The organism is Clostridium sp. (assembly GCF_051650885.1).
Taxonomy (GTDB): Bacteria; Bacillota; Clostridia; order Clostridiales; family Clostridiaceae; genus Clostridium.
This window is the reverse complement of record NZ_JBOFRG010000241.1, coordinates 1-12,612: the sequence shown is the minus strand read 5'-3', so window position 1 is coordinate 12,612 and position 12,612 is coordinate 1. Positions and strand designations below refer to the sequence as shown.

Here is a 12,612-nt window from a genome sequence, read left to right as displayed (position 1 = left end):
TTAAATTTTTACATAAAAAAAAGGAAGGTCTGACCCCTCCTATAAACGTTAATACTTGTCATCTATATCATTATTCTTTTTAAATGGATTTTTTCCACCACAAATCGTTTTTCCACCAAAAGCCATAAGAACTAATCCTATAATTAAAAGCCCTACATTTATTCTTGCAAAAAAGTTTTGTGCCTTCAATAATAATACAATTCCAATAGCAAAAGCTGTTGTATTCCAAAACTTTATACCATTTAAAAGCATATCAACAGCCATTGGAATTATAATTAGCAATGTCCACCACCCTCTAAAAAGTTTAAAATCCCAAAATCCTAATGCCGCCCCAAGTACAGCAATTCCTATCACTAAAAATGCTCCACCTTGCAAAATATTAGCTAATACTCTCTTCATTTTTTCATATACCCCTTTTATCTATTCAAATTTTCATCATAGCCCAATATATGTATTTTATTATAAAATCATCATTTATATCAACTTTTATTTTATTTATATTCAAATAAAAAGATTTAGAAATTAAATTCTATTTTTAATTTTGAGTATAAAAAAACACTTAACAAAAAAGTTAAGTGTTTTTGGCGGAGAATCCGGGATTTGAACCCGGGCGCCAGTTACCCGACCTACGCCCTTAGCAGGGGCGCCTCTTCAGCCACTTGAGTAATTCTCCATGTGCCTTCTTTTAATAAAATTAAAATGGCGGAGAGATAGGGATTCGAACCCTAGGTACCCGTGAAGGTACGCCGGTTTTCAAGACCGGTGCCTTAAACCAAACTCGACCATCTCTCCGTATTCAAGACATTTATTATTATAGCAACCACCTTTTTCATTGTCAACATTTTTATAGAAATTTTTTTTATTTTTTTAATAGATTCACTCTTTTTCACTACATTAATCCGTCTTCACTAATCTATATGCACCTCTCCCTTCTTAATTATTACTAATATATACCAATAAAATTTAACCATCAGTCTAAAATCCCAAACTATTATCTTTATTACTTCTAAATTATCAACTTTAAAATTTTATTTAACGATAAAATTTATCGCCAGATAAATTTTGAGTCTCTCAAAAACTCTTAACTCTAACCTATTACTTCTTAACTCCCCCCAAATTTGCTTGCAAATCCCCCACAATTCTAAATTTTTAATTTTTAATTCTTAATTCCAATCATTTCTATTGAATAAGAATAATTAGTAAAAATTTTATTTTTATTAATAATTGCTATTGAACAATATTTAAAACTGTGTTATATTATTAACAAATATATCAGACTGTTTATGTCAACATTAACCTAGTGTTAATACGAATCGCATCGTTGGCATATCAGTCATAAAAAGGAGATTTTAATATGAAAGTAGTAGTAGTAGGTTGTACTCACGCAGGTACAGCAGCAATCAATAATATTAAAGCACTTCACCCTGAAAGTGAAGTTACTGTTTATGAAAGAAATGATAATATTTCATTCTTATCATGTGGTATCGCACTACATGTAGCAGATGTTGTTAAAGATCCTCAAGGTCTTTTCTACAGTTCTCCAGCTAAATTAGCTGAAATGGGTGTTATTACAAAAATGCAACATGACGTTACAAACGTTGATATTGCTAATAAAAAAGTTACTGTTAAAAACCTTTTAACTGGTGAAGAATCAGTTGATACTTATGATAAATTAGTTTTAACTCCTGGTTCATGGCCAATAGTTCCAAGAATCGAAGGGATTGATTTAGAAAATATAGTTCTTTCTAAAAACTATAACCATTCACAAGTAATTATAGAAAAAGCTAAAAACGCTAAAAATGTTATAGTTATTGGTGCAGGTTATATTGGAGTTGAACTTGCCGAAGCATTCGAAATTTTAGGTAAAAATGTTACTTTAATTGATGCTGAAGAAAGAATCATGAGCAAATATTTAGACGAAGAATTCACTTCTAAAGCAGAAGATGCTTTTAAATCACATGGAATAAATGTTGTAACTGGTGAATTAGTTCAAAAATTTGAAGGTGAAAATGGTAAAGTTTCAAAAGTTGTAACCAATAAAGGTTCATATGAAGGTGATTTAGTTATCCTTTGTATTGGATTTAGACCAAACACTGAATTAGTTAAAGGTCAACTTGATATGCTTCCTAATGGTGCAATCAAAATTGATGAATATATGAGAACTAGTAACCTAGATGTTATGGCTGCTGGAGACTGTTGTGTTGTTAAATACAATCCTGCACAAGAAGATAGATATATTCCTTTAGCTACTAATGCTGTAAGAATGGGAACTTTAGTTGCAAGAAACTTAGTTAAACCAACACTTAAATACTTAGGAACTCAAGGAACTTCAGGAATAAAAATCTATGAGCACAACATTGCTTCAACTGGAATGACTGAAACAATTGCAAAAGCTACTACAAACTATAATGTGGCTTCAGTTACTTATAAAGATAACTTCAGACCTGAATTTATGCCTACAAATGCAGAAGCTCTTGTTAAATTAGTATTTGATGCTGATACAAGAAGAATTCTTGGTGGACAAATAGTTTCAGATTATGATTTAACTGAACTTATGAATACATTATCTGTTGTTATTCAAAATAATATGACTGTTGAAGAATTAGCTGTAACAGACTTCTTCTTCCAACCACATTACAATAAACCTTGGGGCTTATTAAATGCAACTGCATTAAAAGCACTATAAAATTTAAAATCCCTAATAAATTAGATCCCTCAAATCTAAATAACATTATAAATAGACAGACAAGATAGAATTATCTTGTCTGTTATTAAATTAGCTTGACTTTTATCAAACTATATCGTATTATTACGATATAGTGATTTTATTCAAAGAGGTGATATTTATGTTTTCTTTTTTAAAAAAAGATTTTGATGTTGTAAATGTAAATGATATTGATCCAATATTATCTAAGATTGATTTAATTGATGTTCGTGAAAAATCGGAATATCAACGTGGACATAAATAACCCGGATAAATTTTTAAAAACAGATAAAAAATATTATATAATGTGCCAATCTGGTGGTAGAAGCAAAATGACTTGTTCAAAACTTAACAAATTAGGTTTTGATATAGTTAATGTTTCTGGTGGATTTGGTTCTTATTTAGGTAAATATAAAGCATAAAGGAGAAATAAAAAATGAGTAAAGTTTTAGAATTTCATGATCAAGGATTTAACTGTGCAGAATCTATTATAAAAACTGTAAATGAAGAGAAAGGTCTTAACATTCCAGTAGCACTTGGAACTCCATTTGGGACAGGAATGTCTACTGGAAATACTTGTGGTGCTATTGTAAGTGCTCTTATGATTATTGGTGCTGAAAAAGGAAGAGAATCAAGTGATGAAAAAAATGATACTAGAGTAGTTACAAAAAAATTAGTAGATGCTGTTATGGAGAAATACGGAACTATTAAATGTATTGATTTAAAGAAAAGTGGAACTTCTTGTGATGATATTATTGAGTTCGCTTATGAAAAAGTAACTGAGTTAGTTTAAATATTATTTTTAATCCCCTTAACAAAATTGTTTTTGTTAAGGGGATTTTTATGTTAAAAAAACGGCTTTTTATTCCTTATTATTCCAATAATATTTTTTTCATAAAAAAACACCTAACAAATGTTAAGTGTTTTGGCGGAGAATCCGGGATTTGAACCCGGGCGCCAGTTACCCGACCTACGCCCTTAGCAGGGGCGCCTCTTCAGCCACTTGAGTAATTCTCCATAATTTGTAATTTTATTTTTGGATAAAAAAAATGGCGGAGAGATAGGGATTCGAACCCTAGGTACCCGTGAAGGTACGCCGGTTTTCAAGACCGGTGCCTTAAACCAAACTCGACCATCTCTCCGTTTCATTACAAAAATTATTATATCAACTCTCTATAGGTTTGTCAACACTCTTTCAAAATTTTTTTTTATAATTTGAAAAAGTCATCAAAAGCCTTTGATTTAGCGCTTTTGATGACTTTTCTTACATTTTAGTTTTTCTTTTTTTTATTCCTATATATAAAATACATAGAATTATTGTTATCGCTGAAATGCTAACTCCTAAATATAATCCTTCTGGTGTAAATTCAACTCTTATATTATAAACACCTTTATTTAGTTTTAGTGTTGTTATTGCACCTAATCCCTCTTCATAATTATGTGGTTTTCCATTTACATAGACTTTCCAACCTTTATTATATGGAATTGTTGTATATAACACTTCATTATCATTTTTTACATTTACAGTTCCTTCTAACATTCTATTTGAGAAAGATGTTATATTAAGCTCTTGCTCTTTTAAAATATTATATATTTCACTGTAGTTATCTAAGTTTAAATAATATAACTCATTATTATCTATTACAAATCTATTATCTTCTAATTCTACTTTAATTTTTACTCTTTCGCCCTCTTTAAACTTACCAATTCCACTTACTTTATAGTTATAGTAAGAATATGGTGTTAGAAGCTTTCCATTTACATAAATGTTAGCTTGATATCTTTCACCACTCTGCAAGAATAAATACATAGGATAATCATTTTGAGCATTAAAGCTTATTGTAAAGCTTGCATTTTTGTTATTGTTTTTCTTTGTAAATACTCTTCTTTGACCACTTTTAGCTTGTGTTACATTATTTAATTCTATTTTATAATCATTTACTCTGTAATATGATTTTAAATTTGTATTACTCATTTTTTGCAATAATTCATTTTGATTTTCAAATGGATTAGTATTTCCTATCACATTAACACCTAATGCTTTAGAATTCACCATAAATCCTAAATCTAAATAATATTGGTTTTCATAAACATATAATCCTTTACTTTCTCCTACATACTTATATCCAGGAATATATGTTTTTTCTTCAGATAAAACATACTTTAAATTTAATAATGAATTTGCTGTAAGTACTGAACCTGAATCGTATATAGTCCATACATTATTATCAAGGAATCCCATACCGTTTATAAACTTTCTAGTAGAAACCTTATATACTGAACTAAAATGACTTATTCCTCTATAATTTAATAACATTGGATCATTTATATTAAAATAAAAATTCTTTTCTAATCTATAAAATCCCTTGTCTGTATTTTCAATTTCATTCATTACAGTTCCAACATTCTGCAGATAATATTCAACATTCTTTCTACTTGCATATGGTAAATTACTAAATGTGCTATATCCATTTAATCCAAGCTCTGCAAATGAAATTATTGCAATCACTATTAGCACAGCATTTTCACCTATCCCTTTTGATATTAGTAATAGCCCTATGCAATATATTACAACTAATATAAAGCTAATAACCATTAAATATCTTGGAGAATGATAGTAGTTTCTTTTGTAGAAGAATATTGTTGTAAGTAAAAATACTAATACTACTATTCCACTATTTATTAAGTTAATTCCCTTAACTTGCTTAAAGCTCTTATATGCAATAAATATCATAAAGAAACTAAATATAAATGTAAATCTATATGGGAATCCTGCTGGTTTATTAAATCCATGCCAAATATAATTAACTTTATTTATATATAAACTTAAAAATAAAATTAAAAACATTGCCATCGCCATTACTTTTTCAAACATTTTTATTCTTCTATTCAAGAAAAATAAGAAAACTAAAACAGCCACAAATAATCCTGCATAAACACTTGGAAGTCCATTTAAAACTCTATCGTCATTCATTCTATTTACATAAAACTTTGATAGAAAGCTCATTATTGAAAACTCTGTTCCTAACTTAACCTTAAAGAAAGCAAATTCAGATTTTCCTCCCTGTAATGCGTATATTGTAGGTATTATAGTTATAGCACTCGCTATCCCCGAAATAATGGAGCAGCAAATAAAGGTTCTTATCCTGCCTAATACGTACTTTCCACCTTTTTTCTCTTCATACATCTTATATATTATTAAGTAAATAAAATATAGTACTGAGAATATACAAATCATAAAACCAATATAAAAATTAGTTATTATAGCTAATGAAAGAGTTATTACATACATCCTCTTCCTTTCATTATTAATAATCTTATTTATTCCAACCATTACAAGTGGTAGCAGGTAGACTCCATCAAGCCACATAATATTGCTTTGATATACTACAACAAATCCTATAAGCGAGTATGCTGTTGAGAAAATTAAGCTTTTATATTTATTTTCTTTAAAAGTATATCTCAAGAAATAATTAAAAGTTATACCACATGTTCCAATCTTTAAGATTGTAATTAATAAAATTGCTTCTGTAATCATGTCCTTAGGAAATAATAATACTATAATATTAAAAGGACTCATTAAATAATATGTTAATATTCCAATCATATTACCACCAAGACCCTTAGTAAACGAATATAATAATCCCCCATTCCCTAAAATAGCATTTCTAAATTCACTAAAATAACTTACATATTGCCCCTGTAAGTCTCTATACAAAATAGTCTTATCACCAAAAGGAAATATTCCTGTAAAGTAATAATCAACTATTAATATACTTACTGGTATTAAAAATGCTAACACATAAATTATATGTTTTTTTCTTTTGCTTTCCATTTTTCCTCCTATATTAAATAAATCTTAGTAAAATTTTCTTTTTTATGTATATAGTAGATTTCTATATACTAAGTTAGTATACACTAATTTATTGCTATCTTCCTCTAAATGGTATATAATTATCAAAAATTTATATTTTAAAGGAGCACTTTATGAACCTATATATTTCTGATTTAGATGGAACACTTCTAAATTCTGATGCTGAACTTTCAGCTTATACTACAGATAAAATAAATGAATTAATTAAAGAAACTAACATAAATTTTTCAATAGCAACAGCAAGAACTCCAGCAACGGTAGTTCCTCTTCTAAAAAATCTTAACTTAGAGCTTCCAATCATTGTTATGAATGGAACTGCTATGTATAGCCTACAAAAAGAACAATATATCCACTATAATAACATTCCTCAAAACTCTATTATTGACATAAAATCTATTTTAGATACACACAATTTATCATATTTTACTTATACATTAAAAAATAATCATATATATGCTTATTTTCAAAATCCAAATGAATTTCAAGAAAAATTTATAAAAAGTCGTATCGGCAGTCCTTTAAAGACTTTTTTAAATGAAAAAGCTCCAACAGATATGGATACATTATACTTCTTTGCAATGGACACAAAAGAAAGAATACTATCTGTCTACGAGAAAATTTCAAAACTTGAAAATATATCTGCCTATGCTTATGAAGATGTATATGAAGATAAAAACTATCTACTAGAAATCTTCAGCCACAAATCATCTAAAGCAAAAGCTATTAAACGATTAATGGACGAGCATAACTTCACTAATCTTACAGTATTTGGTGATAATTATAATGATATTCCTATGTTTGAAATGGCAGAAAATAAAATTGCAGTAAAAAATGCAGTTCAGAAGCTAAAAGAAATGTCCACTAAAGTAATAGATTCCAACAATAATGATGGTGTAGTAAAATATTTAATAGAAGATATGAAGAAAAGATAGAGATTTTAACCTCTATCTTTTCTTATTTCATCTAATGCTATCTTAATTTCACTTAAGTCCTTCTTTAATGCTTCATTCTCTTCCTTATCTGATAACCTGTTATAGACTAATATAGTAATTACTACAACACTTACCATCCAAAAATACCCTAGCCTATCTCCTAAAAATGTCATCACAAAAGTTACACAAGTTGCAATACATATAGCTGTACCCAATTTCATACCCTCACCCCTTAACACTTTTATTGTACCATATAATTCCAAAAAAAAAAAATAAACTAGGTAGTTTATTTTTCTACCTAGCTTATATAAATAATTATTTTATTACATCTACACCCATATATCTTTTTAATGCATCTGGTACTCTTATAGTTCCATCTGCATTTTGATAATTTTCTAATATAGCTGCAACTGTTCTTCCAACTGCAAGTCCTGAACCATTTAATGTGTGTACAAATTGTGGTTTAGCTTTTGGATCTTCTTTATATTTAATGTTAGCTCTTCTAGCTTGGAAATCTTCAAAGTTTGAACAACTTGAAATTTCAACATATCTATTGTAGCTTGGCATCCAAACTTCTAAGTCATATTTTAATGCTGCAGTAAATCCTAAATCACCTTTACAGATTCTAACCTTTCTGTATGGTAATCCAAGCTCTTCTAATACTGATTCTGCATCTCTAACTAATTTATCTAATTCATCATATGAATCTTCTGGCTTACAGAACTTAACTAATTCAACTTTATTGAATTGGTGTTGTCTTATAAGTCCTCTAGTATCTCTTCCTGCTGATCCTGCTTCTGCTCTGAAACATGCTGAGTAAGCTACATGTTTAACTGGTAATTCTGCACCTGCTAAAACTTCATCTCTATACATATTAGTTACAGGAACCTCTGCAGTTGGAATTAAGAAGAATCCATTGTTTTCTACTTTGAATGCATCCTCTTCAAACTTAGGTAATTGACCTGTTCCAGTCATACTTGCTCTGTTAACCATGTATGGAGGTAATATTTCAACATATCCATGATCATCTGAATGTTTATCCATAAAGTAGTTTAATACTGCTCTTTCAAGTCTTGCTCCCATACCTTTGTAGAAAGTAAATCTTGAACCAGCAACTTTTCCACCTCTTTCAGCATCGATGATATTTAAGTCTAATCCTAAATCCCAATGTGCTTTTGGTTCACCATCAAACTTTGGAGTTTCTCCCCAAACCTTCATTTCAACATTATCCTCATCAGTAGCTCCTTCTGGAACTTGTGGATTTGGAATGTTTGGTATTCTTAACATAATATAATCAATTTTTTCATTTACTTCTGCAAGCTTCACATCATGCTCTTTTATCTCATTACCTAATTCTTTCATTTCAGCCATTATAGGTGCAACATCTTCACCAGCTTTTTTTAACTTAGGTATTTCAGAAGAAACTTGGTTTCTTTTGCTTTTTAAAACTTCAACCTCAACTAATATATTTCTTCTTTCCTCATCAAGAGATACTAATTCATCTATAATAGATACATCAAAGTCTTCTCCTCTATTTGTAAGTGCTAATTTAATTTCTTCTGGGTTGTTTCTTATTCTTTTTAAATCTAACATTTCACTATGTCCTCCTTAATAAATTTCAAATTTTGAGTATAAAAAAAAGTCCTTCCCCCTAAAAAGGGACGAAAGACTCCGCGTTGCCACCCTAATTGATAAAATATATAACTATCTTATCCTCTTAATAAATTAACGGTTTCCCGTACTGCTTGAATTCACAGTCCCTTAAAGGTAGATTCATAATAACTATAACTATCAGTTTTCACCAAACACTGACTCTCTTAAAGTATAATTAAAATTACTTAGCCTTCTCATCGGTTTTTATATTCAAATATATATTTAATATATATTACTTCTAATGAAGTTGTCAATATTTTACCATATTTTTTACAATAAATATATCTACACTTATTTTTCTATTCTTTTAGTACAAACAATATCTATCCCTGTATTTAATATATTCTTACAAATCGTATCTCCAATATCAATAGGAACATTTGCGTAAAGCCTACTAATTACCTTAGATAATTCTCTCCACAAAGCTTTATCTACAGGCTCAGTACTTTTTACAGATACAACTCTATGCTTATTATCACCTTTCACTCTAACTATACTTGTAAAAACATCCTTATTCATCTCTCTTCACCTTCTCATATTTTTTTCAAACTCTACACAAACTGATTAATGTTTAATTAGCTAAAACTCTTTTTAACTATAAATCCAAAAGTAGCTAGCTCCATTATTCTTTACACTTCATCAAATTCTTTTATTCTACCACATACAATTTTAGATTCCTTTGTATCCTTAACTATATCAATAAAATTCTTATCCATTTCCCTTGCAAGTATGCTCATAATCTTTCTTGTACAATATGAACCATGACAACTTCCAAAGCCTGCCCCTGTTCTCTTCTTAACACCTTCTAATGTTCTAGCACCTAAAGGTCTTCTTATACAATCTACAATCTCACCTTCGCTTATATAATTACATGCACAAATAATATTTCCATATCTTTTATCAAGCTTTATAACTTCATTTGCTTCATCTGTACTAAGCTCTCTAATTCTATATGAATCTCTCTTCTTATCTATAAAATTCTTCTTAAGCGTTGCATTTAAATTACTTACAATTCTATCCTTTATGCTTAAAGCTATTGCCGGGGCAATAGTCATTTTCCCGTAATGTTTTCCAGTTACTCTAATATAACCATCCTCTATATCACTATCATCTATAAGAACCTCATCCTTCTTATAAACCTCTCTAACCATATCACTTACATTACATTTTTTTAATTTAGGCAATACAAGATTAGTGATTTCAATGCCCTTATCAACATTTAATTTTTCAGTATACTTAATACAAACCATTGTGTCACCATCAACCATAGGTGAACTTATAATGAAAGTATTCTCATCAATTACCTTTGTTATTATCTTACTTAGGTTCTTCTCAACCTTTCCCTCAGTAAATAAATAATTCATGCTTTTTCTAACACCATTATCTTCTTCTATAACCTCTAAATCACTTTTATCTTCCCCAATATATATTTCATCTGGAATTGTATTAATAACAAACTTACATTTAAATTTATTTTTATTTGTAGTAACATCAAAACCTTTTCCAATTTTTTTAATGTCTATTACCTCTTCTTCTAATCTAAAATTTACACCATTATCAGCAGCTACTTCAGCATAAGCAATAGCTAAATCATATGGTGCTATTATCGCTGTATTTCTTGAATATAACGCACTTTTATAATCACCTACAAGCTCTGGTTCAATTTCCTTAATTCTTTCTTTATCTATTAATTCTACATTAAGAATTCCTCTATTTTTTGCAATAGAATACATCTTTCTAATTTTACTATCTTCATTTTCATCTAATGATAATCTAAGAGAACCTATTTTTCTATACGGAATATTAAACTTCTCACAATTTTCTTTTATAAGTTCACTTCCAATATTCTCAAGCCCTGCCATAAGCGCATTAGATGTTTCAGAACCATCATAAACAATAGCTGTATTTACCACTGATATATCATCTGCTACATCATATCCTTTTTCTATAACTGCTATATTTAAATTGTACTTCGATAACTCATATCCTACAGCACAACCTACAATTCCTCCACCAAGAATCAAAATATCATAATCCATTTAAAACTCCTCCCAACCTTCTAAAACTTTAAATCTTAAAACAATACTATTATCAAACTCTATAGCCTATATCAACATGCCTTTCTTTTTTAATTCTAATTTTATCAATTCAATACTTTCCTTATCTTCAGCTGATATAGTATGCATATGAATTCCATTCGTTAAAGTTGATAATGGCAATGTTTTCTCTCTATCATATTTATCTAAAAATTTATCTATCTCATTTAAATTTTTAACCATTATCATCCCTTTAATCTCTCCATATAAGGAATGAGTCACAATAACATCCTCAACTATTCCACCATACTTCACTACAATTTCTAACTCTTTTCTCATATCTTCATTTTTATGCTTTACAACAATGATATCTTTAAATATATTCTTTTCACTTCTAAAGGTATATCCATCTGGCGTTGCAATAATCTCTTCTCCACTTGCTCTTATTATTGCTATATCCTTAACTATTACTTGTCTTGTTACTCCATAATGCTCTGCTAAATCCACACCTTTAAGTGGCTTTTCACTTTCATATATTCTCTTTACAATATCAATTCTTCTTTCTTTCGACTTCATACAAATTCAACAATGCTACATATAGCACTGCTCCCTTTCACCCACCTTTTTTAAAATCTATTCTTACAAAAATACATCATTTACTTTTAATTTAAATCATCACTTTCTTTGATAATTTTCAAATATATATTATCCTCTAAGACTAATCTCTCATGATGCTTTTCTATAACTTTTAAAAACTCATTATCATACCCTTCGACCTTTTTTAAAAGCATCACGCTCTTTTTAGCATGATTATAATATGAGTCTATTCTTTTTATATTACAGTATTTTCTCAATTTTCCCTTACTTAATCTATCTAAAATAACTATTATAGATTTATCAATCACATTTAATGGATATTCAGATTTTCCCACATCATGTAACAATGCTATCTTACATAATCTTGCTTTATTAAGTTCTTTTTCTCTATACTGCTTCGCAATTTTAATTGCATCTTTACATACTCTTATGGAATGATGTTGTTCTGATACCCTTAATTTTTTAAATAATTCAATTTCATCTTTATTTAAGTATTTTTCTATAAATGCAGAATCAACTTCTTTAAATGAAGTTATTATAGCCCATATAAACTGCTTTACTCTATACATAAACAATTCTCCTTTTTTTCATTAAGTATATAATAACATTATCTATATAGTATATCAATTTTCTAATAAACAAAAAAAGCCATGAACTTACGTTCATGGCTTCCACCTTTTGGTGGAGATAAAGAGATTCGAACTCTTGACCCCCTGCGTGCAAGGCAGGTGCTCTCCCAACTGAGCTATACCCCCAAAATGGTGGACCTTCAGGGACTCGAACCCCGGACCTACCGGTTATGAGCCGGTTGCTCTA

Annotated in this window: 11 protein-coding genes, 5 tRNA genes, 1 pseudogene and 1 other annotated feature; of the genes and pseudogenes, 4 read left to right on the top strand and 13 right to left on the bottom strand. The window is 29.1% G+C overall.

All coding sequences use genetic code 11. The features are described from left to right. Window positions 1–48: 48 nt before the first annotated feature. From ACRC28_RS11430 to ACRC28_RS11420, 3 genes are all read right to left on the bottom strand, one after another. Window positions 49–399, bottom strand: a complete 351-nt coding sequence (locus tag ACRC28_RS11430) for a LiaF transmembrane domain-containing protein (RefSeq protein ID WP_438543572.1) — start codon at window positions 397–399, stop codon at window positions 49–51. A gap of 183 nt (window positions 400–582) precedes the next feature. Then, a tRNA-Ser gene (locus tag ACRC28_RS11425) sits at window positions 583–673 on the bottom strand. Window positions 674–700: 27 nt separating this feature from the next. Next, a tRNA-Ser gene (locus tag ACRC28_RS11420) sits at window positions 701–792 on the bottom strand. A 562-nt stretch (window positions 793–1,354) separates the two neighbouring features. Between ACRC28_RS11420 and ACRC28_RS11415 the strand changes: the two genes are divergently transcribed. The 3 genes and pseudogenes from ACRC28_RS11415 to ACRC28_RS11405 all read left to right on the top strand — a co-directional run bounded on the left by ACRC28_RS11415 (window position 1,355) and on the right by ACRC28_RS11405 (window position 3,497). After that, a complete protein-coding gene (locus ACRC28_RS11415; protein WP_438543571.1) occupies window positions 1,355–2,686 on the top strand; it encodes an FAD-dependent oxidoreductase in 1,332 nt (443 codons plus the stop codon). A gap of 160 nt (window positions 2,687–2,846) precedes the next feature. Further along, window positions 2,847–3,126, top strand: a pseudogene (locus ACRC28_RS11410) (rhodanese-like domain-containing protein). A 14-nt stretch (window positions 3,127–3,140) separates the two neighbouring features. Beyond that, a complete protein-coding gene (locus tag ACRC28_RS11405; RefSeq protein ID WP_438543570.1) occupies window positions 3,141–3,497 on the top strand; it encodes a C-GCAxxG-C-C family (seleno)protein in 357 nt (118 codons plus the stop codon). A 133-nt stretch (window positions 3,498–3,630) separates the two neighbouring features. On the opposite strand, the gene ACRC28_RS11400 is transcribed toward ACRC28_RS11405, so the two are convergent. The 3 genes from ACRC28_RS11400 to ACRC28_RS11390 all read right to left on the bottom strand — a co-directional run bounded on the left by ACRC28_RS11400 (window position 3,631) and on the right by ACRC28_RS11390 (window position 6,539). After that, a tRNA-Ser gene (locus ACRC28_RS11400) sits at window positions 3,631–3,721 on the bottom strand. A gap of 33 nt (window positions 3,722–3,754) precedes the next feature. Then, window positions 3,755–3,846 (bottom strand) — tRNA-Ser (locus ACRC28_RS11395). A 122-nt stretch (window positions 3,847–3,968) separates the two neighbouring features. Further along, on the bottom strand, window positions 3,969–6,539 hold the full coding sequence (locus tag ACRC28_RS11390) for a YfhO family protein (RefSeq protein ID WP_438543569.1): 2,571 nt from the start codon (window positions 6,537–6,539) through the stop codon (window positions 3,969–3,971). A 152-nt stretch (window positions 6,540–6,691) separates the two neighbouring features. Between ACRC28_RS11390 and ACRC28_RS11385 the strand changes: the two genes are divergently transcribed. After that, window positions 6,692–7,510 carry a Cof-type HAD-IIB family hydrolase gene (locus tag ACRC28_RS11385; RefSeq protein ID WP_438543568.1) on the top strand — a complete coding sequence of 273 codons (819 nt, stop codon included), beginning with the start codon at window positions 6,692–6,694 and terminating at the stop codon, window positions 7,508–7,510. Between the two features lie 5 nt (window positions 7,511–7,515). Here ACRC28_RS11385 and ACRC28_RS11380 read toward each other — a convergent pair whose 3' ends face one another. The 7 genes from ACRC28_RS11380 to ACRC28_RS11350 all read right to left on the bottom strand — a co-directional run bounded on the left by ACRC28_RS11380 (window position 7,516) and on the right by ACRC28_RS11350 (window position 12,551). Then, a complete protein-coding gene (locus ACRC28_RS11380) occupies window positions 7,516–7,731 on the bottom strand; it encodes a hypothetical protein (RefSeq protein ID WP_438543567.1) in 216 nt (71 codons plus the stop codon). A gap of 94 nt (window positions 7,732–7,825) precedes the next feature. Continuing rightward, the gene (gene serS / locus ACRC28_RS11375; RefSeq protein WP_438543566.1) at window positions 7,826–9,103 is read right to left on the bottom strand and encodes a serine--tRNA ligase; all 1,278 of its coding nucleotides are present in this window, start codon (window positions 9,101–9,103) and stop codon (window positions 7,826–7,828) included. Window positions 9,104–9,164: 61 nt separating this feature from the next. Continuing rightward, window positions 9,165–9,370, bottom strand: a binding site (T-box leader). Window positions 9,371–9,454: 84 nt separating this feature from the next. Continuing rightward, entirely contained in the window at window positions 9,455–9,682 is a 228-nt protein-coding gene (locus tag ACRC28_RS11370) for a DUF1667 domain-containing protein (protein ID WP_438543565.1), read from the bottom strand. Between the two features lie 110 nt (window positions 9,683–9,792). Further along, window positions 9,793–11,202: an NAD(P)/FAD-dependent oxidoreductase gene (locus ACRC28_RS11365; RefSeq protein WP_438543564.1), complete on the bottom strand. Its 1,410-nt coding sequence runs from the start codon at window positions 11,200–11,202 to the stop codon at window positions 9,793–9,795. A 66-nt stretch (window positions 11,203–11,268) separates the two neighbouring features. After that, window positions 11,269–11,775 (bottom strand): transcription repressor NadR, encoded by a 507-nt coding sequence (locus tag ACRC28_RS11360; RefSeq protein ID WP_438543563.1) that lies wholly within the window; start codon window positions 11,773–11,775, stop codon window positions 11,269–11,271. 86 nt (window positions 11,776–11,861) lie between these two features. Beyond that, window positions 11,862–12,365, bottom strand: a complete 504-nt coding sequence (locus ACRC28_RS11355) for an HD domain-containing protein (protein WP_438543562.1) — start codon at window positions 12,363–12,365, stop codon at window positions 11,862–11,864. A gap of 110 nt (window positions 12,366–12,475) precedes the next feature. Beyond that, window positions 12,476–12,551 (bottom strand) — tRNA-Ala (locus tag ACRC28_RS11350). Between the last annotated feature and the right edge of the window lie 61 nt (window positions 12,552–12,612).